The organism is Streptomyces sp. NPDC051322 (genome assembly GCF_040689485.1).
Classification (GTDB): Bacteria; Actinomycetota; Actinomycetes; order Streptomycetales; family Streptomycetaceae; genus Streptomyces.
The window spans coordinates 185,646-211,045 of record NZ_JBFBAK010000007.1; the positions used below are offsets into that span (position 1 = coordinate 185,646).

19 protein-coding genes are annotated in these 25,400 nt (G+C 69.0%); 15 read left to right on the forward strand and 4 right to left on the reverse strand.

Annotated features, from left to right (window positions below; all coding sequences use genetic code 11):
- Positions 1 to 21 precede the first annotated feature (21 nt).
- Positions 22 to 699 carry an AIM24 family protein gene (locus AB0436_RS18295; protein ID WP_366468908.1) on the reverse strand — a complete coding sequence of 226 codons (678 nt, stop codon included), beginning with the start codon at positions 697 to 699 and terminating at the stop codon, positions 22 to 24.
- A gap of 71 nt (positions 700 to 770) precedes the next feature.
- On the opposite strand from AB0436_RS18295, the gene AB0436_RS18300 reads away from it, so the two are divergent.
- From AB0436_RS18300 to AB0436_RS18315, 4 genes are all read left to right on the forward strand, one after another.
- Entirely contained in the window at positions 771 to 1,484 is a 714-nt protein-coding gene (locus tag AB0436_RS18300; protein WP_366468909.1) for a peptidyl-tRNA hydrolase, read from the forward strand.
- A gap of 120 nt (positions 1,485 to 1,604) precedes the next feature.
- Positions 1,605 to 5,195: a DNA polymerase III subunit alpha gene (dnaE, locus tag AB0436_RS18305; protein WP_366468910.1), complete on the forward strand. Its 3,591-nt coding sequence runs from the start codon at positions 1,605 to 1,607 to the stop codon at positions 5,193 to 5,195.
- Between the two features lie 114 nt (positions 5,196 to 5,309).
- Positions 5,310 to 5,510, forward strand: a complete 201-nt coding sequence (locus tag AB0436_RS18310) for a DUF1918 domain-containing protein (protein ID WP_366468911.1) — start codon at positions 5,310 to 5,312, stop codon at positions 5,508 to 5,510.
- A gap of 109 nt (positions 5,511 to 5,619) precedes the next feature.
- Positions 5,620 to 6,945 (forward strand): DUF692 domain-containing protein, encoded by a 1,326-nt coding sequence (locus tag AB0436_RS18315; protein WP_366468912.1) that lies wholly within the window; start codon positions 5,620 to 5,622, stop codon positions 6,943 to 6,945.
- Positions 6,946 to 7,133: 188 nt separating this feature from the next.
- On the opposite strand, the gene hemQ is transcribed toward AB0436_RS18315, so the two are convergent.
- A complete protein-coding gene (gene hemQ, locus AB0436_RS18320) occupies positions 7,134 to 7,865 on the reverse strand; it encodes a hydrogen peroxide-dependent heme synthase (protein WP_366468913.1) in 732 nt (243 codons plus the stop codon).
- 4 nt (positions 7,866 to 7,869) lie between these two features.
- Positions 7,870 to 9,303 (reverse strand): protoporphyrinogen oxidase, encoded by a 1,434-nt coding sequence (gene hemG / locus AB0436_RS18325; RefSeq protein ID WP_366468914.1) that lies wholly within the window; start codon positions 9,301 to 9,303, stop codon positions 7,870 to 7,872.
- 128 nt (positions 9,304 to 9,431) lie between these two features.
- On the opposite strand from hemG, the gene AB0436_RS18330 reads away from it, so the two are divergent.
- Together AB0436_RS18330 and AB0436_RS18335 are read left to right on the forward strand one after the other, a co-directional pair.
- Positions 9,432 to 10,409 carry a DUF4349 domain-containing protein gene (locus AB0436_RS18330; RefSeq protein ID WP_366468915.1) on the forward strand — a complete coding sequence of 326 codons (978 nt, stop codon included), beginning with the start codon at positions 9,432 to 9,434 and terminating at the stop codon, positions 10,407 to 10,409.
- Between the two features lie 48 nt (positions 10,410 to 10,457).
- Positions 10,458 to 11,837, forward strand: coding sequence for an FAD-dependent oxidoreductase (locus tag AB0436_RS18335; protein ID WP_366468916.1), 1,380 nt, complete (start codon positions 10,458 to 10,460; stop codon positions 11,835 to 11,837).
- Positions 11,838 to 11,845: 8 nt separating this feature from the next.
- On the opposite strand, the gene hemE is transcribed toward AB0436_RS18335, so the two are convergent.
- Entirely contained in the window at positions 11,846 to 12,907 is a 1,062-nt protein-coding gene (hemE, locus tag AB0436_RS18340; RefSeq protein ID WP_366468917.1) for a uroporphyrinogen decarboxylase, read from the reverse strand.
- A gap of 92 nt (positions 12,908 to 12,999) precedes the next feature.
- Between hemE and AB0436_RS18345 the strand changes: the two genes are divergently transcribed.
- From AB0436_RS18345 to AB0436_RS18385, 9 genes are all read left to right on the forward strand, one after another.
- Positions 13,000 to 13,650 (forward strand): DUF3000 domain-containing protein, encoded by a 651-nt coding sequence (locus AB0436_RS18345; protein ID WP_366468919.1) that lies wholly within the window; start codon positions 13,000 to 13,002, stop codon positions 13,648 to 13,650.
- Positions 13,651 to 13,907: 257 nt separating this feature from the next.
- A complete protein-coding gene (locus AB0436_RS18350) occupies positions 13,908 to 14,564 on the forward strand; it encodes a response regulator transcription factor (RefSeq protein WP_366468920.1) in 657 nt (218 codons plus the stop codon).
- Positions 14,565 to 14,683: 119 nt separating this feature from the next.
- Positions 14,684 to 15,964 carry a ribonuclease D gene (locus AB0436_RS18355; RefSeq protein WP_366468921.1) on the forward strand — a complete coding sequence of 427 codons (1,281 nt, stop codon included), beginning with the start codon at positions 14,684 to 14,686 and terminating at the stop codon, positions 15,962 to 15,964.
- Between the two features lie 168 nt (positions 15,965 to 16,132).
- On the forward strand, positions 16,133 to 17,353 hold the full coding sequence (locus AB0436_RS18360; RefSeq protein ID WP_365851219.1) for an acetyl-CoA C-acyltransferase: 1,221 nt from the start codon (positions 16,133 to 16,135) through the stop codon (positions 17,351 to 17,353).
- A complete protein-coding gene (locus AB0436_RS18365) occupies positions 17,350 to 19,482 on the forward strand; it encodes a 3-hydroxyacyl-CoA dehydrogenase NAD-binding domain-containing protein (RefSeq protein WP_366468923.1) in 2,133 nt (710 codons plus the stop codon). Before AB0436_RS18360 ends, AB0436_RS18365 begins: the two co-directional genes overlap by 4 nt.
- Positions 19,483 to 19,575: 93 nt before the next feature.
- Positions 19,576 to 20,610: a signaling protein gene (locus tag AB0436_RS18370; protein WP_366468924.1), complete on the forward strand. Its 1,035-nt coding sequence runs from the start codon at positions 19,576 to 19,578 to the stop codon at positions 20,608 to 20,610.
- A gap of 332 nt (positions 20,611 to 20,942) precedes the next feature.
- Complete coding sequence (locus tag AB0436_RS18375; protein WP_366468925.1) at positions 20,943 to 22,937, forward strand: hypothetical protein; 1,995 nt, start codon at positions 20,943 to 20,945, stop codon at positions 22,935 to 22,937.
- A 47-nt stretch (positions 22,938 to 22,984) separates the two neighbouring features.
- Positions 22,985 to 24,499: a bifunctional cytidylyltransferase/SDR family oxidoreductase gene (locus AB0436_RS18380; RefSeq protein WP_366468926.1), complete on the forward strand. Its 1,515-nt coding sequence runs from the start codon at positions 22,985 to 22,987 to the stop codon at positions 24,497 to 24,499.
- Positions 24,496 to 25,305, forward strand: coding sequence for a rhamnogalacturonan acetylesterase (locus AB0436_RS18385; protein WP_366468927.1), 810 nt, complete (start codon positions 24,496 to 24,498; stop codon positions 25,303 to 25,305). Before AB0436_RS18380 ends, AB0436_RS18385 begins: the two co-directional genes overlap by 4 nt.
- The last annotated feature ends 95 nt before the right edge of the window (positions 25,306 to 25,400 follow it).

A 25,400-nucleotide genomic window follows, 5' to 3' on the forward strand; every position in this document is an offset into this window, starting at 1 on the left:
GACGGCCGACATGTCGCAGTTTCAGTGTTGCTGCACCTTCTCCGGCCGGGCCTCGCTGGGCCGTACGATCACGAATCCCTCACCCTGCAGCATCAGTTGGACCGCCTCGCCGGATCCACCGCGGATCATGGAGCCTATCGACTGCGAACGGTGCAGCGAGGTCTGCAGGTGGGTGGACCAGCCGACGACCGCGTCGGTGTCCACGTAGACCGGCTGATGCGGGGCGACCGGGATGACGATGGGATTGCCCTCGCAGATCACGGCGAGCTTGCCGTAGCCCGCGAAGACGCTGTTGAAGAGGCCGCCGCCGGTGATGCCCGCCCCCTTCACCGTCTTGATCTCGTACCCGAGGGTGGAGTCGAAGCAGAGCACGTTGCGGCCGTTGATGGTCAGCGAGTCGCCTTGCTCGATGTCCACGATGAAGCAGTTCGCTGCCTCGTGGGCGAACCAGGCCTCGCCCTGCCCGGTGACCGACATCAGCGGCAGTCCCTCGCCGGTGACGGCGCGCTTGAGCATCCCGCCTATGCCCTGGCCCTTGCGCTCGAACTGCAGATTCCCACGGAAAGCGATCATCGCGCCCTGCCGCGCGAGCATGTCACCGTTGACTGCGTACTTGATGGATTTGGCGTTCTGCAGGGTCATCCCGGGGACGCTCGCCTGCTGTGCCATGTTCTCGCTCTGGAAAAGATCGCTCTTCATGGGGGCATCCTCACCCGGAGGGTTCCCCTCCGCCAAGAAGCCGCGCAGCACCGGCTGGCAGACTGGGGCGGGTGAGCAACGACAGTCCTTTCCGGGCGGAGCCGACGGCCCGCGATGAAGCCCCGCAGTTCGTCCTCCCGTTGGTGGTGCACATCGAGAAGGCGGACCCGCCGGCCCGCACCGATGCGCTGGAGACGTCGGCCCGGGCGGTCCTGGTGATGCTGTCGGACGAGCGGTCGCTGGGCGACGGCGAGTGGGCGCAACGGATCCGTGACTGGCAGGATGCCCGGATCCGCAAGGTCGTACGACGGGCGCGCGGGGCGGAGTGGCGCAAGGCGTCGGCGCTTCCCGGCATCACGGTCACCGGCGTATCGGCCGAGGTGCGGGTCTTCCCTCCGGTGCCGCTGGACGGCTGGCCGAAGGAGCTGGCGAAGCTCCAGGTCAGCGGCACGGACCTGGACGACCCGGCGCCGCCGCCTGCCCCGGACCCCACCGCCCCGGTGCTCTGGCTCAACCCCGACCTCGACATGTCGGCCGGCAAGACCATGGCCCAGACCGGCCACGGCGCCCAACTCGCCTGGTGGGAACTCTCCGACCAGGAACGCACCGCGTGGCACGCGGCGGGCTTCCCGCTGTCGGTCCGGACCGCCGCACCGGGCCGGTGGGGCGAGCTCACCTCGAGCGGGCAGCCGGTGGTTTTCGACGCGGGATTCACGGAGATAGCCCCCGGGGAAACCGTGGCCGTCGAGGGTCATCACCGGGTCCTGGCTGCTTTTGAGCCGTAGCCGCTGGTCACGCCGGTGGCCGCTTTTCGATCATGATCGGGGGCCCCGGGGCGCCTGATCCGACAGGCTCGGAGGGATAGGGTGGGTCCTTCCCCGCCCCACCCCGGAGGTGCCTTCCCGGTGACCGATTCCTTCGTCCACCTGCACAATCACACCGAATACTCGATGCTTGACGGCGCCCAGCGGCTCAAGCCGATGTTCACCGAGGTCGAACGCCAGGGCATGCCCGCGATCGCGATGAGCGACCACGGAAACATGTTCGGTGCGTACGAGTTCCAGCAGGTGGCCAAGGGCTTCCAGGGCGTGAAGCCGATCATCGGGATCGAGGCGTACGTCGCGCCGTCCTCGCGGCGCAGCCGCAAGCAGGAGTTCTGGGGCCCCGGCGGGGTGCGGGCCATGTCGGACGACGGCGAGGGGTCCAAGGACGTATCGGGTGGCGGCCGCTTCACCCACATGACGATGTGGGCGCGGAACGTCACGGGTCTGCGGAATCTGTTCTACATGTCGACGGAGGCGTCCTACACCGGGCAGTTCCCGGCGGGCAAGCCCCGGATGGACATGGAGCTGATCTCCGAGCACGCCGAGGGGATCATCGCGACGACCGGCTGCCCGTCGGGGGCCATCCAGACCCGGCTGCGCCTGAACCAGTACGACGAGGCCCGCCAGGTCGCCGGGGCGTATCAGGACATCTTCGGGAAGGAGAACTATTTCCTGGAGCTGATGGACCACGGCCTCGACCTGGAGCGCAACGTCCGGGGCGACCTGCTGCGCCTGGCCAAGGACCTCGGCATCCCGCTGCTGGCCACCAACGACGCCCATTACGTGCTGGAGGAGCACGCGGACGCGCACGACAACCTGCTGTGCATCGGGGTGGGCAAGAACAAGGACGACGCGGGCCGGTTCCGGTTCAACGGCAGTGGCTACTACCTCAAGACCGCGGCCGAGATGCGCGAGCTGTTCTCCGAGCTGCCCGAGGCCTGCGACAACACGCTGCTGATCGCCGAGCGCATCGAGTCCTACGAAGAGGTCTTCGCCCCCGAGGACGAGATGCCGCAGTACCCGGACGTGCCCGAGGGCGAGACGCAGGAGTCGTGGCTGCGCAAGGATGTCCTCAAGGGCCTGGAGATGCGTTACGGCTCGCCCATCCCCGATCACGTCATGGAACGGTTCGAGACCGAGATGACGGTCATCGGTCCGATGGGTTTCTCCTCGTACTTCCTGGTGGTCGCCGACATCGTCCAGCACGCCCGGGACAACAAGATCCCGGTCGGCCCGGGCCGTGGATCCGCGACCGGCTCGATCGTCGCCTATGCCACCCGCATCACCGAGCTGTGCCCCTTGGAGCACGGCCTGCTCTTCGAGCGGTTCCTGAACCCGGAGCGCATCAACCCGCCCGACGTCGACCTCGACTTCGACGACCGTCAGCGCGACGCGATGGTGCGCTACGTCGTCGACAAGTACGGCGACGAGTACACGGCGATGGTGAACACCTTCGGCAAGCTGAAGGCCAAGAACGCGATCAAGGACACCAGCCGGCTGCTGGGATACCCGTTCTCGCACGGCGAGCGCATCACGAAGGCACTGCCGCCGGACGTGATGGGCAAGTCCATCCCGATCTCCGGGATCTTCGATTCCTCGCACCCGCGCCACGGGGAGGCCGGCGAGATCCGGGCTCTCTACGAGAACGAACCGGACGTCAAGAAGGTCGTCGACGGCGCCCGCGGCGTGGAGGGGCTGATCCGCGGCACCGGCGTGCACGCGGCGGCCGTCATCCTCTCGAAGACCAAGCTGACCGACCGCATCCCGCTGCACATGCGCGCCAAGGACGGCGTCAAGATCACCGGATTCGACTACCCCAGCTGTGAGGACATGGGGCTGGTCAAGATGGACTTCCTGGGGTTGCGCAACCTCGGGGTCATCGACCACGCGATCCAGAACATCCGCGAGAACCGCGGGATCAACCTGACGACCGACACCGTGCCGCTGGACGGCTCCCGGGCGATCCCGCTGGACGACAGGAAGACCTTCGAGCTGCTGGCCCGCGGCGACACCTTCGGCGTGTTCCAGCTCGACGGCGGCGGCATGCGCACCCTGCTGAAGCTGATGGAGCCCTCTCGCTTCGAAGACATCGCAGCCGCGCTCGCCCTGTACCGGCCGGGCCCCATGGCGGCCAACGCGCACACGAACTACGCGCACCGCAAGACCGGCCGCCAGGAGATCACCCCGATCCACCCCGAGCTCAAGGACGCCCTGGAAGGGATCCTCGGCAACACCTTCCATCTGCTCGTCTACCAGGAGCAGATCATGGCCATCGCCCGGGAACTGGCCGGGTACACCCTCGGCGGCGCCGACCTGCTGCGCCGCGCGATGGGCAAGAAGAAGCCGGAGGTGCTGGCAGCCGAGTGGGACAAGTTCCACGCCGGCATGCAGGGCAACAACTACTCCGAGGAGTCCATCAAGGCCCTCTGGGACGTCATGCTGCCCTTCTCCGGTTACGCGTTCAACAAGTCCCACACCGCCGGATACGGCCTCGTCTCGTACTGGACCGCCTACCTCAAGGCGAACTATCCGGCCGAGTACATGGCCGCGCTCCTCACCTCGGTGGGTGACGACAAGGACAAGGCGGCGATCTACCTGGCCGACGCGCGCAAACTGGGCGTTCAGGTCCTGCAGCCGGACATCAACGAGTCCGTGGCCAACTTCACCGCCATCGGCGACGACGTCCGCTTCGGGCTGCGGTCGGTGCGCAACGTCGGTGAGAACGTCATCGAGTCCCTGGTCGCCTCCCGCAAGTCCAAGGGCAAGTACACCTCGTTCGCGGACTTCCTCGACAAGGCGGATCTGCCGGCGCTGAACAAGCGGGCCGTCGAGTCCCTGATCAAGGCGGGATCCTTCGACTCTCTGCAGCACAGCCGCAAGGGTCTGTGCGCGATCCACGAACCTGCCATCGACTCCGTGATCCCGGTGAAGAAGGCCAAGGCGTTCGGCCAGGACGACCTCTTCGCCGACTTCGGCGGGGACGACAGTGAGGAACCCGGCTTCGGGCTGGACTTTCCCGTCGACCCGGGAGAGTGGCCGCGCAAGCAACTCCTGGCCAGCGAACGCGAGATGCTCGGCCTGTACGTCTCGGCGCACCCGCTGGACGGCACCGAGCACATCCTCTCCCGCCACCGTGACACCACCATCAGCGAGCTGCTCGGTTCGGGGCGCACGGAAGGCAACGTACGGCTGTCCGGTCTGATCGCCGGCGTGGACCGGCGGATGACCAAACAGGGCAACGCCTGGGCGATCGTCAATCTCGCCGACCGTGACGGCGAGATGGAAGTCCTGTTCTTCCCCGCTGCCTACAATCTGGTCCAGCACGCGCTCATCGAGGACAGCGTGGTCTCCGTCGAGGGCAGGCTGAACGACCGGGACGGCGCGGTCAGTATCTTCGGCCAGGAACTCCAGGTTCTGGACGTGTCGGCGGCGGAGCACGGCGGCAGGCCCCCGGTCCAGTTGTCCTTCCTGTCGCACAAGGTGAACGAGCCGGCCATCAAGGAACTCAAGCGCATTCTGGCCGCGCACAAGGGGGAGAGCCCGGTGCGTCTGCAGGTCCGTACGCGCGAGAAGACGGTCGTGTACCAGCTCGGGTTCCTCGTCGATCCGACCTCGGTCGCCTCCGACGTCAAGGGCGCCTTCGGACCCGACGCGTGGATCGGTGTGGTGTAGGCCGGGGCCTGCGGTCCAACGGGCGTCGCGGTTCGCGGTCCGGCCGCGCATGTATCACCCTGAAGAGGAAGCAACGAACCGAAATTGATCACATTCAGTGACGGAGGATTGCAGATGCATGCAGACAAGGGCGACCGCCTGGTGACACACGGCAGGGTCGTCGGCGACCACGACCGGGTGGTGGAGGTCGTGGAGGCCTTGGGGCAGGACGGTAACCCGCCCTTCCGGGTGCGCTCCGCGAACGGCCACGAAACGATCGTGACGCCGGGGCCCGACACCGAGGTGGAGCATCCCCGCGGCAACGGCGTCCGCTAGCCCGGAACCTCAAATGAAGCTCTGAACGTCCGCCGCGGTGGGTTCGACGGCACGCCCCCGGGTCATCACCCCTGCGCATGCCACAGCACCGACGGCGCAGGGGGACGGAATGGAGCAGCTGGGGATCGGCATCGGCTGGCGGCCGGAGATCGCCGCGGCAGTGGAGGAGCTGCCGGGCGTCGACTGGGTCGAGGTGGTCGCGGAGAACCTCTGCCCCGGGCACCTGCCCGAGTCGCTGCGGCGGCTGCGCCGGCGGGGTGTCACGGTGATACCGCACGGCGTCTCGCTGGGCATCGGTGGCGCCGAACGACCGGACACGGGCCGGCTGGCGGCCCTGGCCGAGCGCGCGCTGCTGCTGGAGTCCCCCCTGGTCACGGAGCACATAGCGTTCGTCAGAGCCGGTGGGCCGCTCACCGCGTCCCCGCCCCTGGAGGCGGGCCATCTGCTGCCGGTCCCGCGCACCCGGGACGCGCTTCGGGTGCTCTGCGAGAACGTCCGGGTCGCCCAGGACTCGTTGCCCGTCCCGCTGGCGCTGGAGAACATCGCGGCGCTGATTTCCTGGCCCGGCGAGGAGTTGACCGAGGGCCAGTTCCTCGCCGAGCTGGTGGAGCGCACCGGGGTGCGGCTGCTGATCGATGTGGCCAATCTGCACACCAACCACGTCAACCGGGGCGAGGACCCGGCGGCCGCCCTGGACGAGCTGCCGGTGGAGGCCATCGCCTACGTCCATGTGGCCGGTGGGATGGAGAAGGACGGCGTCTGGCACGACACCCACGCGCATCCGGTGACCCGCCCGGTACTGGATGTGCTCGCCGAACTGCGCGCCCGGGTCGACCCGCCGGGGGTGCTACTGGAGCGGGACGACGCGTTTCCGCCGGCCGCCGAGCTCGCGGGTGAACTCACCGCGATACGGGCGACCTTGTCGGGCCGGCACCCGCTGCCCCGCCCAGTGTCGGCGCCGGTCGCCCGGGCGGCAGCCCCTGCGGCGGCGCCCGCCGTCGACCCGGCCCGGCAGCGGCTCGCCCTGGCCGAGACCGCGCTGCTCTCGTCCCTGGTCGCCGGCACGCCCGCGCCCGATGGATTCGATAACAGGCGGCTCGGCGTACAGAGCCGGTCACTCGCCGCCAAACGAGCGGATGTGGTGGCCAAGGTCGCCCCGGAGCTCCCCGAGTTGCTCGGCGCCGAGTACCGGCGCGCGTTCCTCGCGTACGCCAGGTCCCGCCCGATGAGCGGCGGCTACCGGCGGGACGCGCTGGACTTCGTGCAGCAGCTGTTGGACACCGGGCGCCCGGCCGACGCCGCGGTACGACGCGCGCTGCGCCGCTGGTGGCAGGAGCGCGCGGCCCCGCACCCGCCGACCAGGACGGCCCGCTTGGCACGAGCGGCCCGCAGGACGCTGGTCCGCGGCACACGGCGCGGCGTAGGCACCACCTGACGACGCCACCCGACGGGGTCCATCGGACCGGTTGCATCGGACGGCGCCGGTGCGGCGCGCTGGGTGCGCGCCGCACCCGCTGCCGGACCCGGTGTCGCTGGACGAGCGGGCGCGACCGCGCCCCGCTCTCTGATCTTCCGGGTCATGGACGGCCGGTTCCGACCGGCCACGGGTGTAGGGCGGTCCGGTCAGGCGAGCCCGGCCACCAGGTCGCCCACCGACTTGCGCCGGCCGGTGTAGAAGGGGACCTCCTCGCGCACGTAATTCCGCGTCTCCGAGCCGCGCAGGTGACGCATCAGGTCGACGATGCGGTGCAGCTCGTCGGCCTCGAAGGCGAGCACCCACTCGTAGTCGCCGAGCGCGAACGAAGCGACCGTGTTGGCTCGGACGTCCGGGTAGTCCCGGGCCATCTTGCCGTGCTCGGCGAGCAGCCTGCGGCGCTCCGCGTCGTCCAGCAGGTACCAGTCGTAGGACCGCACGAAGGGGTACACCGCGATGTAGTCGCGCGGCGTCTCGTCGGCGAGGAACGCCGGAATGTGCGACTTGTTGAACTCGGCGGGGCGGTGCAGCGCCATGTTCGACCAGACCGGCTCCAGCGAGCGGCCCAGCCGGGTGCGGCGGAAGAGGTTGTACGCGGACTGCAGCTCGTCCGCGGTCTCCGCGTGCCACCAGATCATCAGGTCGGCGTCGGCCCGCAGCCCGGAAACGTCGTAGGTGCCCCGCACGGTGATGTCCTTGGCCGCGAGCTGATCGAACAGCTCCTGAACCTCGTCGGCGAAGCCCGTCCGGTCCTCGGGCAGCGCGTCCCGCAGCTTGAAGACGGACCACAGGGTGTAACGGACGACCTCGTTGAGGTCCTTGGCCTTCTTGCCTGCGTTGGGCGCCTTGGGCGACGTCGCAGTCTCCGGAGCATCTGTCATGTGGCTATTGTCCCGCGTCACTGACGGTGCCCGACGCCAGGGTTGCTGTGATCTCGTTCGCAGCCCGCCGGGCGCCGGCGATGCACGCCGGGATCCCCACCCCGTCGTAGGCCGCGCCGCAGACCCGCAGGCCGGGCAGGTCGGCGACGGCGTCCCGCAGCCGCGCGACGCGGGCCAGGTGCCCGACGGGGTATTGCGGCAGTCCGCCGATCCACCGGGTCACCTCGGAGGCCACCGGCTTCGCATGGACTCCGGTTGCCTCGGCCAGGTCGTGCAGGGCCGCCTCCACCAGATCGGCGTCCTCCCGGTGCAGGTGCTCCTCGTCGCCGTAGCGCCCGAGCGAGGTGCGCAGCACGGCCAGCTCGGGGTCGGCGTCGGACCAGGACCATTTCTGGCTGGAGAACGTGGCGGCCTTGATGGTGTGCCCGTCCACCGGCGGCACCAGGAAGCCGGATCCGTCCGGGAGGTTCAGCTCGGAGCGGCGGAAGGCCAGGGTGATCAGACTCATCGACGCGTACTCGATGGCCGCCAGCTCGGCGGCCGCGGCCGGGGACACCTGCTCCAGCAGCGCCGATGCCGACCAGGCCGGCACGGCGAGGAGCACGGCGTCGGCGTCGAAGTTCTCGTCATCGCTGCGGATCCACCAGCCGGTCCCGGTCCGCCGGAGCTCCAGCGCAGGCCGGTGCACCAGCACGTCGCCACCGCCCGCACGAATCGCGTCGGCGACGGCGAGCGGCAGGGTGCCGATACCGCCGTTCAGGCCCATGAAGACCGGAGCCGGTGCGGGGGCGGCGGTTTCGGCGGCTCGTTGCTGAATCGCCCGTACGGCTTCCCCCAGCGTCCGGTGGCTGCGGGCGGCCTCGTAGAGCGCGGGGACCGCGGCCCGCATCGACGTGCGGTAGACGTCGCCGGCATACACCCCGCCGAGCAGCGGTTCGACGAGCCGGTCGACGACCTCACGGCCCATCCGGGCGGCCACGAACTCACCGAGTGCGATGTCCTCGCCGATCTCGGTGGACGGCAGTTCGCGGTCCTGGGCGATCCGGCGCAGACCGTCCGTGGACAGTACACCGTCGAGCCCCGTCGCATCGGCGGGGACGCCCATCACATGTCCCTTGGGCATCGGCGTCAGCGCGCCACGGTTCCAGAGCCGGGCGCTGCTGGTGGCGGGCGGCTGGAGCTCGGCGCCGAGCCCCACCGCACGGGCCAGAGCGACGGCTTCGGGGCGCCTGGCGAGCATCGACTCGGCGCCGAGATCGACCGGCACACCTTCGATCTGCCCGGCGTACAGCTTGCCGCCGACCCGTTCGGAGCCTTCGAGTACGGTCACCCGGGCGCCGGTGCCGAGCAACTGATGGGCTGCCGCGAGACCGGCGATCCCGCCTCCGATGACGACGACGTGGCCGGCCGGCGTGGGCGAGTCGCTGTGCGCATTCATGTCACCACTCTCTCAAACCCGTTCCGAGTCCCGACCGTGACCGCTTCGGGACCGGAATCGGGCAACCCGTTGCATCGCCCCGTACGTCGAACCTGCAACATTGATCGTCATGTTCGGGGGGAGCCCACATGCGCGCAGCCAGAATCCTTGCGGCGGTTCTGCTCACCGCTTCGGTCGCCGTCGGTGGCTGCGGCGCGGCCGGTGACAACGGCGGCAGCAGCAGCGCCCACAAGGCGGCCGCCGACAGCGCGGGCGGTGCGGCGAGGCCGGCCGGGGGGAGCGCCGCCACCGGCTCGGGGTCGGGTGCCGGGCCCGCTGCGAAGCCGAGCGGCAAGACGCCGTCGCCGATCGCCAACAAGATCATCCGAACGGCCGAGCTCAGCGTGGAGGTCAAGGACACCGAGAAGGCACTCAACGATGCCCGCACGGCGGCCGAGGACGCCGGCGGTTTCGTCGGCAACGAGTCCACCGAACGCGACGGCGGCGGTCAGGTGCGCTCCACTGTCGTTCTGCGCGTCCCGCAGGACAAGTACGACGCGGTCCTCTCCGAACTCCAGGGCTCGGGCACGTTGTTGAGCCGTAAGGCCGACGCCGAGGACGTCACCGACCAGGTCGTCGACGTCAAGAGCCGGATCGCCTCGCAGCGGGCGAGCGTCGCCCGGGTCCGCACCCTCATGGACCAGGCCGACCAGCTCAGCGATGTGGTCTCACTCGAGGGGGAACTGAGCAGCAGGGAAGCGGAGTTGGAGTCGCTGCTGGCCCAGCAGGCCTCGCTCAGGGACCGCACCGATCTCGCGACCATCACCCTCAACCTCTCCGAGCCCGCGAAGAACCGGCAGACGAAGGAGGAGAAGAAGGACGACGGTCCGGGCTTCCTCGACGCACTCGGCGGCGGCTGGCACGCCTTTGTCGTGGTGCTCAAGTGGATCGTGATCGTGGTCGCCGCGGTCGCCCCGTTCGCGGCGGTGATCGCCGCGTTCTGGCTGCTCCGGCGGCTGCTCGGCAAGCGGCTGCCGCAGCTCCGGAAGGCCCGACCGGCGGCCGGAGGGAATGTTCCGCCGCCCGCGCACGTACCTTCTCAGGAAGAGACACGACAGCAGAGCTGACGGCTGGTCCGGTGACCTCGGGCCCCGGCTGACACGGAAGGACGGGCCATGGCGGCGGAACGACTGGTGGTCATCGGCGGGGACGCGGCGGGCATGTCCGCGGCGTCCCAGGCTCGTCGGCTCAAAGGCCCGGACGAGCTGGAGATCATCGCCTTCGAGCGCGGCCGGTTCACCTCCTTCTCGGCATGCGGGATCCCGTACTGGGTCGGCGGCGAGGTCGAGAAGCGCGACGATCTGGTGGCGCGTACGCCCGAGGAACACCGCGCGCGGGCGATCGATCTGCGGATGCGCACCGCGGTCACCGAGATCGATGTCGCCGGGCAGCGGGTGCGGACCCGGGATCTCGATTCGGGCTCCGGGTCCTGGACCGGGTACGACGAGTTGGTCATCGCGACCGGCGCCCGGCCGGTGCGCCCGGATCTGCCCGGCATCGACACCCCGGGCGTGCACGGGGTGCAGACGCTCGACGACGGCCAGTCCCTGATCGACTCCCTGCGAGCGACGGGGGGCAGGCGCGCGGTCGTGGTCGGCGCCGGCTACATCGGCGTCGAGATGGCCGAGGCGCTGCTGCACCGCGGCTACGGGGTGACGGTGCTGACCCGGGACGCGCAGCCGATGGCCACCCTCGATCCCGACATGGGGCGGCTGGTGCGTCAGGCGATGGACGGCATGGGCATCACCACCGTGTCGGGCGCCGAGGTCACCAAGATCCTTGCCGATGACGCCGGGCGACTGCGGGCGGTGGCCACCGAAGACACCGAGTATCCGGCGGACGTCGTGGTCCTGGGCATCGGTGTGACCCCGCAGACCGCCCTGGCCCGTGCGGCGGGACTCCCGCTCGGCGACCACGGGGGCCTGCTGACCGACCTGTCGATGCGGGTGCGGGGCTACGAGAACATCTGGGCCGGCGGCGACTGTGTCGAGGTGCTCGACCTCGTCTCGGGGCGGATGCGGCACATCGCGCTCGGCACCCACGCGAACAAGCACGGCCAGATCATCGGCTCGAACATCGGCGGCGGATACGGCACGTTTCCCGGCGTCGTCGGCACGGCCGTCAGCAAGGTCTGCGACCTGGAGATCGCCCGTACCGGCCTGCGCGAGAAGGACGCCCGCGCGGCGGGCCGGCAGTTCGTCACGGCGACCATCGAATCGACCAACAGCGCCGGCTACTACCCGGGAGCCACCCCGATGACGGTGAAAATGCTCGCCGAACGCCGCACCGGCAAGCTGCTGGGCGTGCAGATCATCGGCCGCGAGGGATCGGCGAAACGGGTGGACGTCGCAGCGGTGGCGCTGACCGCCGGGATGACCGTGGAGCAGATGGTCTCCCTCGACCTGGGATACGCTCCCCCGTTCTCGCCGGTGTGGGACCCCGTCCTGGTCGCCGCCCGCAAGGCGGTGACGGCTGTCCGGGCCTCGGGTGGGTGAGGCCGCGTTCAGGCCGTCCGGGTGTGGACGTACTCCACCAGGCGGGTCAACGCGTCCGGGTCGGTCGTCGGCAGTACACCGTGGCCCAGGTTGAAGACATGCCCCTCGAGGCCGGCCCCCGCGGCAAGCACCTCGTCCGTCTTGGCCCGCACCGCCTCCGGCGAGGCGAACAGGACGGCCGGGTCCAGGTTCCCCTGGAGCGCCTTGCCGGGCCCGACCCGGCGTACCGCCTCGTCCAGCGGCACCCGCCAGTCGACGCCCACCACATCCGCGCCCGCCTCGCCCATCAGCCCGAGCAGCTCGCCGGTACCGACCCCGAAGTGGATGCGCGGGACCCCGTACGGAGCCACCGCTTCGAAGACCTTCGCGGACGCGGGCAGCACCGAGCGCCGGTAGTCCGCGGGGGCCAGCGCGCCCACCCAGGAGTCGAAGAGCTGGACGGCGCTCGCGCCCGCCTCGATCTGGATCCGCAGGAAGGCGGCGGTGATCTCGGCCAGCCGGTCCAGCAGATCGGCCCACAGCTCCGGGTCCCCGTACATCAGGGCCTTGGTGTGCTCGTGGTTACGGGACGGTCCGCCCTCGACCAGATAGCTCGCCAGCGTGAACGGCGCCCCCGCGAAACCGATGAGCGGGGTCGAGCCGAGCCGGTCCGTCAGCAGGCCCATCGCCTCCGTGACATACCAGACGTCGGCCGGCTCCAGGTCGCGGAGCTGAGCGAGGTCGGCGCGGGAGCGGATCGGCTGCGCGACGACCGGGCCGACGCCGGGCTTGATGTCGAGGTCGACGCCGATGGCCTTGAGCGGCACGACGATGTCGCTGAAGTAGATCGCGGCGTCGACCCCATGGCGGCGGACCGGCTGCAGCGTGATCTCGGTGACCAGGTCGGGCCGCATGCACGATTCGAGCATCGCGGTGCCCTCGCGCACCTTCTTGTACTCGGGAAGCGAACGACCGGCCTGCCGCATGAACCAGACCGGCGTGTGCGGCACCGGCTCGCGCCTGCACGCCTTGAGGAAAGCGGAGTCATATGTCGGGTTCTGGGCGCCCTTGGGGCGGTCGTTGGCACTCACACTCAGAAGTTTCGCACGCAGTGCACAAGCCGTTGCCCCGGGCCGGGTGTCTCTCCCCACGCCCGGGCCTCGTTCCGCCTAGTCTTCCCGGCATGGCTGCGGCTCAGGGACGATTTTCAGATGGCGCTGACGGTGTGAACACTGCGGAGACGGCCTCCGTCCCGCCGGCTTTCCGGCAGGCGGTCGATGCCTTGCAGTCGGCCCGGCTCCGGCCCGAGATGGAGATCGACCCGACCAAGCCCCCGAAGCGTCTGGCGCCCTACGCCTACGCCCTGGAGGCCGCGGTCGTCGAGGACGAGAACGATCTGGCCGACGGCAGACTGGTGCTGCTCCACGACCCGGCCGGGCAGGACGCCTGGCACGGGTCGTTCCGTCTGGTGACCCTGGTGAGGGCGGAACTGGAGCCGGAAATGGCCGTGGACCCGCTGCTGCCGGAGGTCTGCTGGTCGTGGCTGACCGGTGCGCTGCAGGGCCGGGGCCTGCCCTACACCGATGCGAGTGGCACCGTCACGCGGGCGGGCTCGCATTACTTCGGCGGCCTGGCCGAGCGCAGGCCCGCCACCCAGATCGAGATCCGGGCCTCCTGGACACCGCGGGAGGGTGCGAACGGCGTCCCGGACACCGCTGCGCATCTGGCCGCGTGGTGCGATCTGCTGTGCCAGATCGCCGGCCTGCCGCCGGCCGGTCCGGTGGACACCGGGGTGGTCTCGTTGCCGCAGCGGCGGGGACCGCAGGCGCCGTAGCCGCACGGACCCGAGATCACGCGTTTCTCCCCCGATTTCTTCCCCGACCGGGGCTTCTCTGCGTACGGGTTTCGGCACGGGCACTTTTCGAAAGATCGATCGCGCGTCCGATTTGCCCGAATTGTTACTCACCAAATCGTGATCATTCTCTAAAGCCGGGCGGGATTGCTGCCGAAGGAGTCTGTGACCCTTCAAGCACGGTTCCCCCCGGCGCCCATCCCCCGCCGGCACCGTTCCGCACCTTCCCAGGAGGCCTGGTGTCCGTTCTCCTCGAGCAGCCCGCAAGCCTGGTCGCCTACCGCCCGAACAAGCCGACGGCCATGGTCGTCGTGGCCGACCCCCGCGTCCGCTCCACCGTCACCCGCCATCTGTGGGCCCTCGGAGTACGTGACGTCATCGAGGCGTCGTCCATCGCGGAGGCCCGCCCCCGTGTCGGCAACCCGCGCGACATCTGCGTGGCCGACGTCCACCTGCCCGACGGTTCCGGGCTGACCCTGCTCTCCGAGACCCGGGCCGCAGGCTGGCCCAACGGCCTCGCGCTCTCCGCCGCCGACGACATCGGCGCCGTCCGCAACGCCCTCGCGGGCGGTGTCAAGGGCTACGTCGTCACCGGCACCCGTACGAACATCGGCCACCCGACCCGGCCCGGCGCCGCACCCATCGGCGCCACCCGGATGCAGCGTCGCCCCCCGGGTGCCCCGAGCCACCCGGGCGGCTACCGCGAGCTCTCGGGCCGCGAGGTCGAGGTGCTGCGGCTGGTAGCGGAAGGCCAGTCCAACAAGGCCATCGGCGTCTCCATGGGGTTGTCGGCCCTGACCGTGAAGAGCCATCTCGCCCGCATCGCCCGCAAGCTCGGCACCGGTGACCGGGCCGGCATGGTGGCGGTGGCCCTCCGCACCGGAATCATCCACTGACCCGAGACACCAGACCCGAGACACCGCACGGCCCGGCACTGACTCAATTGCACCCCTCCGCACCCGTCGACGGAACGTTCCGTCGACGGGTGCGCTGCGTTGACAGATACTCTTGGCGCGTGACCGACGCTCAAGAGACCGCAGCAGAGACAGCACTGCGAACCACCGGGGGCGCTCCCCTGGTCGACGTCGAACAGGCGCCGATCCCCTTGTTGGAGCCCCGCGAGGGCATTCCGCCGGTGGTCGCCACCGATGAAGCACTGGCCGACGTGGTCGCGGCGTTCGCCGCAGGGACCGGGCCGGTCGCCGTCGACGCCGAGCGGGCGTCCGGCTACCGCTACGGACAGCGCGCCTATCTGGTCCAGCTCCGCCGGGCGGGCGCCGGCAGCGCGCTGATCGATCCGGTCGGCTGCCCCGACCTCTCCGCCCTCGGCGCGGCCATCGACGACGCCGAATGGGTGCTGCACGCAGCCACCCAGGATCTTCCGTGCCTGCGCGAAATAGGCATGATCCCCACACGCATCTTCGACACCGAGCTGGCCGGCCGGCTCGCCGGGTTCCCCCGGGTGGGGCTCGGCGCCATGGTCGAGAACGTCCTGGGCTTCACCCTGGAGAAGGGCCACTCCGCCGTCGACTGGTCGACCCGGCCGCTGCCCGATCCCTGGCTGCGCTACGCCGCACTCGACGTAGAGCTGCTGGTGGACCTGCGGGACGCGCTGGAGAAGGAGCTCGACCGGCAGGGGAAGCTGGGCTGGGCGATGGAGGAGTTCGACGCCATCGCGACGGCGCCCCCCGCACCACCGCGCAAGGACCCGTGGCGCCGCACATCCGGCATGCACAAGGTGCGCCGGCGCCGGCAGCTCGCGGTCGTACGGGAACTGTGGAACGCCCGCGACGCCGTCGCGCAGCGGCGCGACATCTCGCCCGGAAAGGTGCTGGGTGACGGCGCGATCGTCGAGGCGGCGCTCGGTCTGCCGCTGAACGTCCAGCAGCTCACCGCACTGCCCGGTTTCGGCCACCGGATGGGCAAGCGCCAGCTCGAACAGTGGCAGGCGGCGGTCGACCGCGCCAGGGTCCTCCCCGACAGCGAGCTCCCGCAGCCCGGCCAGCAGGTGGCAGGACCGCCACCGCCCCGTGCCTGGGCCGACAAGGACCCCGCTGCCGCCGCCCGGCTCTCCGCAGCGCGTGCGTCCGTGTCGGAACTCGCCGAACAGCTGAACATGCCGCAGGAGAATCTGATGACGCCGGACACGGTGCGGCGGGTGTGCTGGGAGCCTCCCCGGGAGCGGACCCTCGAGACGATCTCGGCCGTTCTGGCCGGCCTGGGGGCGCGTCGGTGGCAGATCGAGCAGGTCGCGCCGCTGCTGCTCACCGCGGTCCGGGCGGCGGACCAGGCCTGACACCGTGGTTGCCGGGGGTATCGCCCCCGGTAGCCACGGTGTGACGTTCACCGCTCCCTCCCCCAATACTGTGCAGCATGGTTACTCGTGGGTAGCATGGCAGTGCGCAAGCGCGCCCCGGCGTGCCCGCAGCAGCAGTGCCATCCCGCACCCTGGAGGAGAGCCACCGTGCCTCGTACCATCCGGGACGTCGTCTTCGTCGACGGCGTCCGCACCCCGTTCGGCAAAGCGGGCCCGAAGGGCATCTACCACGAGACCCGCGCCGACGATCTTGTCGTGAAGGCGATCCGGGAGCTGCTGCGCCGCAACCCGGATCTGGACCCGGCGAAGATCGACGAGGTCGCCGTCGCGGCGACCACGCAGATCGGCGACCAGGGCCTGACCCTCGGCCGCACCGCGGGCATCCTCGCCGGGCTGCCCCAGTCCGTACCCGGTTACTCAGTCGACCGCATGTGCGCCGGCGCGATGACCGCCGTGACCACCACGGCGGGCTCGATCGCCTTCGGCGCGTACGACATCGTCGTCGCGGCCGGCGTCGAGCACATGGGCCGGCACCCGATGGGTGAGGCGGTCGACCCGAACCCCCGCTTCGTGTCCGAGAAGCTCGTCGACGAGTCCGCCCTGTTCATGGGCATGACCGCCGAGAACCTGCACGACAGGTACCCGACGATCACCAAGCAGCGCGCCGACGAGTACGCGGTCCGTTCGCAGGAGAAGGCCGCCAAGGCGTACGCCAACGGCAAGATCCAGCAGGACCTGGTACCCGTCTCCGTACGCCGCACCAACGCTGAAGCCGGAGAGACCGGCTGGGGCCTGGCCACCGCCGACGAGCCGATGCGCCCCGGCACCACTCTGGAGTCGCTCGCAGGTCTCAAGACGCCCTTCCGTGCGCACGGCCGGGTCACCGCCGGAAACGCCGCCGGTCTCAACGACGGCGCCACCGCTTCGCTGATCGCCTCCGAGGAGACCGCGCGCGAGCTGGGCCTGCCGGTCAAGATGCGCCTCGTCTCGTACGCCTACGCGGGCGTCGAGCCGGAGGTGATGGGCTACGGCCCGATCCCGTCGACCGAGAAGGCCCTCGCCAAGGCGGGGCTCTCCATCGACGACATCGGCCTGTTCGAGATCAATGAGGCCTTCGCCGTCCAGGTGCTCGCCTTCCTCGAGCACTACGGCATCGCGGACGACGACGCGCGGGTCAACCAGTACGGCGGCGCGATCGCCTTCGGGCACCCCCTCGCGTCCTCCGGTGTGCGTCTCATGACGCAGCTGGCGCGGCAGTTCGAGGAGCAGCCGCAGGTCCGGTACGGACTGACCACCATGTGCGTCGGCTTCGGCATGGGCGCATCGGTCATCTGGGAGAACCCGCACTTCGACGGAGGCACCAAGTGAGCACCACCACCTCTGAGCTTCTGAAGGGCGCGGCCGAGCTGTTCCCCGGCGAGGTCGTGACCGAGGCGCACGTACGCCACCTCGATCTGCCGGGCGGCGCGGGCAGGTTCGCTCTGATCACACTCGACAACGGCCTGGACCACACCAAGCCGACCACCTTCGGCCCCCAGTCGCTGGCCAATCTGGACGCCGCCATCGACCAGGTCGAGAAGGAGGCCGCTGAGGGCGCGATCGTCGGTGTCGGCATTACCGGAAAGCCGTTCATCTTCGCGGTCGGCGCCGACCTCAAGGGCGTCGAGCTGCTCAGGAACCACTCGGACGCACTCGCCATCGGCAAGGGCGGCCACGACGTCTTCAAGCGGCTCTCCGCTCTCGCGGTGCCCACCTTCGCGTACTACAACGGCGCCGCCATGGGGGGCGGTGTCGAGGTCGGGCTGCACTGCGCGTACCGCACGGTGACCAAGGCGCTGCCCGCCTTCTCGCTCCCCGAGGTCTTCCTCGGCCTGGTGCCGGGCTGGGGCGGCTGTGCGCTGCTCCCGAACCTGATCGGCGCGGACCGCGCGGTTTCGGTGATCATCGAGAACTCGCTCAACCAGAACCGTCAGCTCAAGGGCAAGCAGGTCTACGAGCTCGGGATCGCCGACGCGATCTTCGAGGGCGCCGACTTCCTGGAGCAGTCGCTCATCTGGACCTCCGCCGTACTGCGCGGCGAGATCGAGGTCGTCCGCCCGCAGATTGACCGCGGCGAGGCCTGGGACCAGGCGGTGGCCCGCGGCAGGGCGATCGCCGACTCCAAGGTGCACGGCGCCGCCCCGGCCGCGTACCGCGCGCTGGACATCATCGCCGCAGCGAAGAGCGGTGACCTGCGCCAGGGTTTCGAAGCCGAGGACCGCGCCCTCGCGGACCTGATCATGGGCGGCGAACTGCGCAGCGGCATCTACGCGTTCAACCTGGTGCAGAAGCGCGCCAAGCGCCCGGCCGGCGCCCCGGACAAGAACCTGGCACGCCCGGTCACCAAGGTCGGCGTCGTCGGCGCGGGCCTGATGGCCTCTCAGCTGGCGCTGCTCTTCCTGCGTCGCCTGGAGGTGCCGGTCGTGCTGACCGACATCGACCAGGAGCGGATCGACAAGGGCGTGGGGTATGTCCACGCCGAGGTCGACAAGCTGCTCGGCAAGGGCCGCATCAACCAGGACAAGGCCAACCGCCTCAAGGCGCTGGTGACCGGCGTACTGGACAAGGCCCAGGGCTTCTCCGACGCCGACTTCATCATCGAGGCGGTCTTCGAGGAGATCGGTGTCAAGCAGCAGGTGTTCGCGGAGGTCGAGGCGGTCGCTCCGGCGCACGCGATCCTCGCCACCAACACCTCCTCGCTCTCGGTCTCCGAGATGGCGTCGAAGCTGGAGCACCCGGAGCGGGTCGTCGGCTTCCACTTCTTCAACCCGGTCGCGATCCTGCCGCTGCTGGAGATCGTCCGCGGTGAGCAGACCGACGACGCCTCGCTGGCCACCGCCTTCGGCGTCGCGCGCAAGCTCAAGAAGACCGCGGTCCTGGTGAAGGACGCCCCGGCGTTCGTCGTCAACCGCATCCTCACCCGCTTCATGGGCGAGATCCAGAACGTCATCGACGAGGGCACCCCCGTGGCGGTCGCCGAGCGCGCCATCGAGCCGCTGGGCCTGCCGATGTCCCCGCTGGTGCTGCTGGAACTCGTCGGCCCGGCCATCGGCCTGCACGTCTCCGAGACCCTGCACCGCGCCTTCCCGGAGCGCTTCACCGTCTCGGAGAACCTGGCCGCCGTCGTCAAGGCGGGCAAGCGCGGCTTCTACGTCTACGACTCGGGCAAGCCCGAACTGGACCCCGAGGTCTCCGCCCTCCTCAAGCAGGGCACCTCGGTCCTGACCGAGGAGCAGACCCGCGATCGCGTACTGGACGCCGTGGCCCAGGAGATCGGGCTGATGCTGTCCGAGGGCGTCGTTGCCGAGGCCCAGGACATCGACCTCTGCCTGATCACCGGCGCCGGCTGGCCCTTCCACCTGGGCGGCATCACGCCGTACCTGGACCGTCAGGGCGTCAGCGAGCGGGTGAACGGCAAGCCGTTCCTGGAGCGGGGCGTGGCGAGCGTTCCGGCGTAACCTGATCGACCGAGGCGACGAACGCCCGTCCGCACCACGTGTGGACGGGCGTTCGTCGCTTCCTCCCCCTTCAGGAACGGCGGCACCGCAGATATGACCGACACCGGGCGGCACATCAGCCGCAGATCGCTGCTGTGGGCGGGCGGGGCCGTGACGGCCGCCGTCGCCACTGGTGGTGTGGTGGCCGGCCGCGAGGCGGCGGATCCCGAGCCGCATACACCTGCCCGCGCGGCCGGCGAGTTCGCCATCGCATCGCCGTCCCAAGTGCTGTCCGCCACCGCGCTGCACGACGTCACAGGCCCTCAGTCATTCGCCTTCGACGACACCCGCGGCGATCTCTACGCAGTCCAACAGATGCAGGACGGCCTGTGGCTGGCCGGCGAGCCGAAGCCTGTCGGGTACGCCGCACGGCTCCGCCACGGCGACATGTGCGTCTCCCGACTGTCCCGGACCGGATCGCTTCTCGGCCACATGTATCTACGCGGGTTCGGCCACGGCGTATCCCTGGGTATCGAGCCCTCGGGCTCTGGGGTAATGCTGTGGGTGGAGTCCCAGGCGGATCCCGCGACCGGCTACGGACGTTCCGTGGCCCGGATTCCGTTCAGTGATGGTGCGGTGCTCGACAGCGCCTCCCCTTCCGTACGTCATCACACCCCTCTCCCCGGCACGCTGCGCAACGAACCGGCGTTGGACGTCGCAGGCGGCCGAGCCCTGATCAGCCATTGGGCAGGCAAGGAACACCGATACGCCGTCTACCGGATGAGCGACTTCGCCGCCGGACGGTACGAGCCCATGCACACGGTGCGCGATATCGCACGGCACAAAGGCGAACCCTTCCAAGGCGGTGCGCTCCATGGGGATTTCATCTATCAACTCACCGGAAATCCTTATAGCGACGCCAGCGGCGGCAATCCTCCCGGCTCGGGCGGAAATACTTATATCTCCGCAATTGACCTGAGGACCGGCAAAATGGCAGGCCGCCATCGTGTCACTGTGGATCCACTGCTGACGTTCCGGGAGCCGGAGGGGCTGGCCGTGCAGCTCTCACCGAAACCGCGGCTGTGTATGGGTTTCTCGACGAAGGTGCCTGGGCGCCGGAACCTGAGCGTCTACGGCTTCACGCCCTGAGCGCCGGAGGGTTATCTCACAGACACACAGAGCAACCGCGGCGGATGTTGGAAGAAGAGGCGCAGATCACACGGCGATCGGGCGTCGATAACTCTTCAGCATCCGGGCGTCCACTAAGTCGCTTTTCACTCATCAAAAGTTCACTTAGGCCCGCTTCGGTGCCTAGAATGCCTCGGGCGCTTCACGTATCCCTCACACTGTCGCTGCTTGCCCGCCCCACCGTGGCGCAGCGGCCGACGTGTGGTGCCATGCAGTAGCTCCCGACACATCCCCCATGCCGGCGGAACGCCGGGCACCGCACGACGCCGCGCTGAAGGAGGGCCTGACAGGCCATGGGCAAGCAACACCGTCAGGCCCTGCTGGGGATTCTCATATCGAGTGCTCTGGTGCTGAGCTTCGTCGTCATGATGGCGGCGGTGGTGATCCCGTCCTTGCCTGTGTTCGTTTACGGCGCCGCGGTCAGTTACTTGGCGGACCTGCTGCTCCACTCCGCCCAGTCGTCCACTCTGGACCGCCTGAGGGACTCGCGGTTCGGCCTCACCATGCGGTTTCTGATCCGTCAGTTCCTGCTGTTGGCGCTGTGCGGCTCTATCGCAGACATCGATTCGTTCGTTGTGAAGATCACGACCGTCGGACTGCTCCTGCTCTTCGTCCTCCAACTGGCCTACGGCGGCGTGCTGAAGCATGTACGCAGCACCCGGGCCGCGCTCCCCTTCACCACCCGCGCCCTCGACCTCGACGCGCTGGACATCCGGCGCATGCCGCACCCGTTCCTGATGTCCAAGCACGTCCGTAAGATGCTGCATCTCGACATACCGCTGGTGGGCGGTGCGCTGATCACCATGGTCACCGACGACTGGCGATATGTGGGCTTCGGCGGAATCATCACCGTCTGGGTCGCCTGCGTGGCCGTTCTCGCTGTGCTCCCCGGCGCCCGGAACGCACTCATTCTGCCTACTCCGGACGAGGCCATCGACGAACTGAACCGGCAGCTCGGCATCTACCGGCCGCAGATCGCGCTGTACTTCACCTTCGCCGCGGTCTCTCGCGACTTCATGTACCAGGTGAACATGTGGCTCGAGTCGCTGGAATCACTCGACCTGCGACCCATCATCGTGTTGCGCGAGCGAGCCACACTGCGCTTCTTGGACGCGACGTCCGTACCGGTCATCTGCGTCCCGAAAGCCGAGTACCTGGCACGGGTGGAAATGCCCGAGTTGCGCGTCACGCTGTATCCGGGAAACGCCGGCAAGAACGTGCACATGCTCCAGCGCGCCGAAGTAAAGCATGTGTTCATCGGCCATGGAGACAGCGACAAACTGGCCAGCAGCAATCGCGTCAGCAAGGTCTTCGACGAGATATGGGTGGCGGGGCGTGCGGGGCGCGACCGCTATGAGCGCATCAAGCACGCTGTCAACGCACACGAGATCGTCGAAGTAGGGCGGCCTCAGTTGATGTCCCTGAGCCGCTGGACCGGTTCCGTCAGCAACAAGGTCCCCACAGTGATCTACGCTCCCACCTGGGAGGGTTGGACCGATGACGCCTGCTACACGTCGGTGATCCCGGCAGGCGAGAAGCTGGTCCAGGCGCTGCTCTCGCACGAGCAGCGCATCCGGGTCATCTACAAGCCACACCCGCTCACCGGAACCCGCTCACCCACTGCCGCAGCGGCGCATCGGCGCATCATCGCTCTCCTGCAGGCGGACAACGCAGAGCGGTTCGGCCGCAACGTCATGGACTCAAAGAGCGCAGCCCGCAAGCTGGCCCGCATCGACAAGCGCATCGCGGAGCTTTCGGAGCGCGGCGTGCGCTCCAAGTACCCGGACCTGACCGAGGAGGAGCGCACCGCGCGCGTTCGCCGGAGCCGCAACCAGGCGGAAGCGCTCTACTGGAACGCCATCCCGGACGAGGCACACCACGTAGTAACCGAACGGGTTCCCTCACTGTACGACTGCTTCAACCATTCCGATCTGCTGATCGGTGACATGTCCAGCGTCGTGTCGGACTTCGTGGCCACTCGCAAGCCGTACGCCATCTTCAATCTGGACGGCCTGCCCGACGACGAGTTCAGGAACGAACAGCGCACCGCGTATGCCTCCTATCTCCTGGACATCGACTGCAACGGACTCAACGACGCGCTCAATGCGCTGCTCTTCCCCGAGCATGACGTAATGGCGCCGTACCGCGAACAGCTCAAGGACTACCTGCTGGGCGCCGATTACCCGCCGTCCACGGTGCGGTTCAACAACGCGGCGAACAGTCTCTACGCACGCGGGCTCGACGACTTTCCGATCGAGTACCCGGAACAGCCACAGCTCACGGCGTAGCCCCGCCGCGCATCTCGCTCGCCCCACCCCGTAGGAGGCAGGAACTCTTGTCCCGTCATGCATCGCGTCGCCGTACCGTCGCTGTGGTCCTGGCCGGTGGCACCGGTCAGCGCATCGGCCTCGCGATACCGAAGCAGCTGCTGAAGATCGCCGGGAAGTCGATTCTCGAGCACACCTTGCTCGTCTTCGAGGGCGCTCCGGATATCGACGACATCATCGTCATGATGGCGCCCGACCACACCGACGCGGCCGAGAAGATCGTCCGGGAGGCCGGTCTCCGCAAGGTCACGAAGGTCGCGGCCGGTGGTGCGACGCGCAGCGAAACGACCCGCCTCGCCGTTCGGATGGCCGGCGAGTTGGTCCCCGCGGGCGAGGACTGCAACCTGCTCTTCCACGACGCGGTACGCCCACTGCTCTCCCAGCGGGTGGTGAAGGAATGCGTCGCCGCGCTCGACCGTTACCTCGCCGTGGACGTGGGCATTCCCTCGTCGGACACGATCGTCGTCACCCGGACACACGGTGAGGACGGTGAGTTCATCACCCAGGTGCCCGACCGGTCGCGGCTGCGCCGGGGACAGACGCCTCAGGGCTTCCGGCTCTCGACGATCCGCCATGCGTACGAACTGGCCGCGGCCGACCCGGGCTTCCACGCCACGGACGACTGCTCGGTCGTGGTGACCTACCTTCCCGACGTTCCGGTGCACGTGGTGCAGGGCGACGAGTTCAATACGAAGGTCACTCATCCCATCGATGTCTTCATCGCCGACAAGCTGTTTCAGCTCGCCACCTCCGCCACCCCCGAGCAGGGGACGGAGGAGTTCTATCGCGAACGCCTGGCCGGCCGGACGATACTGGTATTCGGCGGCTCCTACGGCATCGGCGCCGATATCGCGCGCCTGGCCGAGGGATACGGCGCGCGTGTCCACGCGCTGAGCCGTTCCACGACCGGCACTCACGTGGAACGCTCCGACCATGTCGACGAAGCGTTCTGCCGGGCGTACGCCGAGACCGGTCGTATCGACTACGTCGTGAACACCGCGGGGATCCTGCGCGTCGGCCGGCTCGACAGGACCGATAACGCCACCATCCGGGAAGCACTCGAGGTCAACTATCTCGCCCCGGTGAACATTGCCCGTTCCTCGTTCAAGTACCTGAGCGAAACGCAGGGGCAGCTGCTGCTTTTCACCTCGAGCAGTTACACCCGTGGCCGTGCCGAGTACAGCCTCTACTCCTCTACCAAGGCTGCCATGGTCAACCTGACCCAGGCGCTCGCGGACGAGTGGGCACCGGACGGGGTGCGCGTCAACTGCGTCAACCCTGAGCGGACCGCAACGCCCATGCGCACCAAGGCCTTCGGGCAGGAGCCCGAAGGCTCCCTGCTCTCCTCGGAGGCAGTGGCCCGGAGTTCGCTGGACGTGCTGCTGTCCAGCATGACCGGCCATGTCATCGACGTGCGGCAGCAGGATCCGACGGCCGGCGTCGGTTTCGAGCAAGCGCTCGCAGCGATCCTCAACGAGCAGGACGGTCCGGAGTCCGAGGAATCGGATGTGAGGCAGCTGTGACCCACCCCCTGCCTGCGCCGGGCTCCAGGGCAAGGATCTTCATCGCCGGGGACTCCACCGCCGTGAGCCGCCCGGTCAGTCACCTGCCGATGGCAGGCTGGGCGCAGGCTCTCCCGTTGTTCCTCACCGATGCTGTCGAGGTAGTCAACTGCGCCCGCGCTCGCGCCAGTTCCAAGAGCTTCCGGGAACGTGGCCGTCTCCAGTGGATTCTGGAAAACATGGCACCCGGTGACTATCTGATCTACGGCTTCGGACAGATCGACTGGAAGCCCGACCCCGGGCTGCATACCGAGCCGTTCGGTAGCTTCGTAGAGCAGATGCGCGCCTACGCCACAGGGGTCCGCGCGCGTCGGGGACACCCCGTTCTGCTGCTGCCGTTCGAGCGCCGCCGGGTGGACCGGCATGGCAATGTGGCGCGCTTCCTCGGCGACTACCCGGTAGCCACGCGGCAGCTCGCGCGCGAGGAACACATTCCGCTCGTCGACCTGTACGGGCAGAGTCTCGCCTGGTGGGAGGAGCTCGGCCCGGAGAACTCTCAGCACGCGTTCACCTATCTGCGCCCCGGCGAGCCGCTGCAGGAGATCGTGCAGGACGCGGACAACGTCCACCTGCGCCCCGAGGGCGCCATCGAGTGTGCTCGCTACGTGGCCCGCAGCCTTGCCGAACAGCGGGTGATTCCGGCGCACTGGGTCAGGGGGCTCGATGTCTCCTCCTTCTCCTACGACCAACTGGGCTGGCTGGACGACGCTACTTTTCTGGAGCGCACCAAGTCCCGCGTGTCGAGGAATCCCGTGGAGGGCTCATGAACCACCTGGTGTGCCGTGGCAGAGCCATCGGCACGGAGCCGTCCCAGGGAGCTGCGTACGCCGCCCTGTACAGCTCGGTCGACCCGGGGCAAAGC

What these genes read in the sequence shown, in the direction of transcription:
- AB0436_RS18295 (WP_366468908.1), bottom strand. Translation starts at nt 699, where the DNA reads ATGAAGAGCGATCTTTTCCAGAGCGAGAACATGGCACAGCAGGCGAGC.
- AB0436_RS18375 (WP_366468925.1), top strand. Translation starts at nt 20,943, where the DNA reads ATGGGCAAGCAACACCGTCAGGCCCTGCTGGGGATTCTCATATCGAGT.
- AB0436_RS18345 (WP_366468919.1), top strand. Translation starts at nt 13,000, where the DNA reads ATGGCTGCGGCTCAGGGACGATTTTCAGATGGCGCTGACGGTGTGAAC.
- AB0436_RS18330 (WP_366468915.1), top strand. Translation starts at nt 9,432, where the DNA reads ATGCGCGCAGCCAGAATCCTTGCGGCGGTTCTGCTCACCGCTTCGGTC.
- hemQ (WP_366468913.1), bottom strand. Translation starts at nt 7,865, where the DNA reads ATGACAGATGCTCCGGAGACTGCGACGTCGCCCAAGGCGCCCAACGCA.
- AB0436_RS18315 (WP_366468912.1), top strand. Translation starts at nt 5,620, where the DNA reads ATGGAGCAGCTGGGGATCGGCATCGGCTGGCGGCCGGAGATCGCCGCG.
- AB0436_RS18310 (WP_366468911.1), top strand. Translation starts at nt 5,310, where the DNA reads ATGCATGCAGACAAGGGCGACCGCCTGGTGACACACGGCAGGGTCGTC.
- hemG (WP_366468914.1), bottom strand. Translation starts at nt 9,303, where the DNA reads ATGAATGCGCACAGCGACTCGCCCACGCCGGCCGGCCACGTCGTCGTC.
- AB0436_RS18370 (WP_366468924.1), top strand. Translation starts at nt 19,576, where the DNA reads ATGACCGACACCGGGCGGCACATCAGCCGCAGATCGCTGCTGTGGGCG.
- AB0436_RS18335 (WP_366468916.1), top strand. Translation starts at nt 10,458, where the DNA reads ATGGCGGCGGAACGACTGGTGGTCATCGGCGGGGACGCGGCGGGCATG.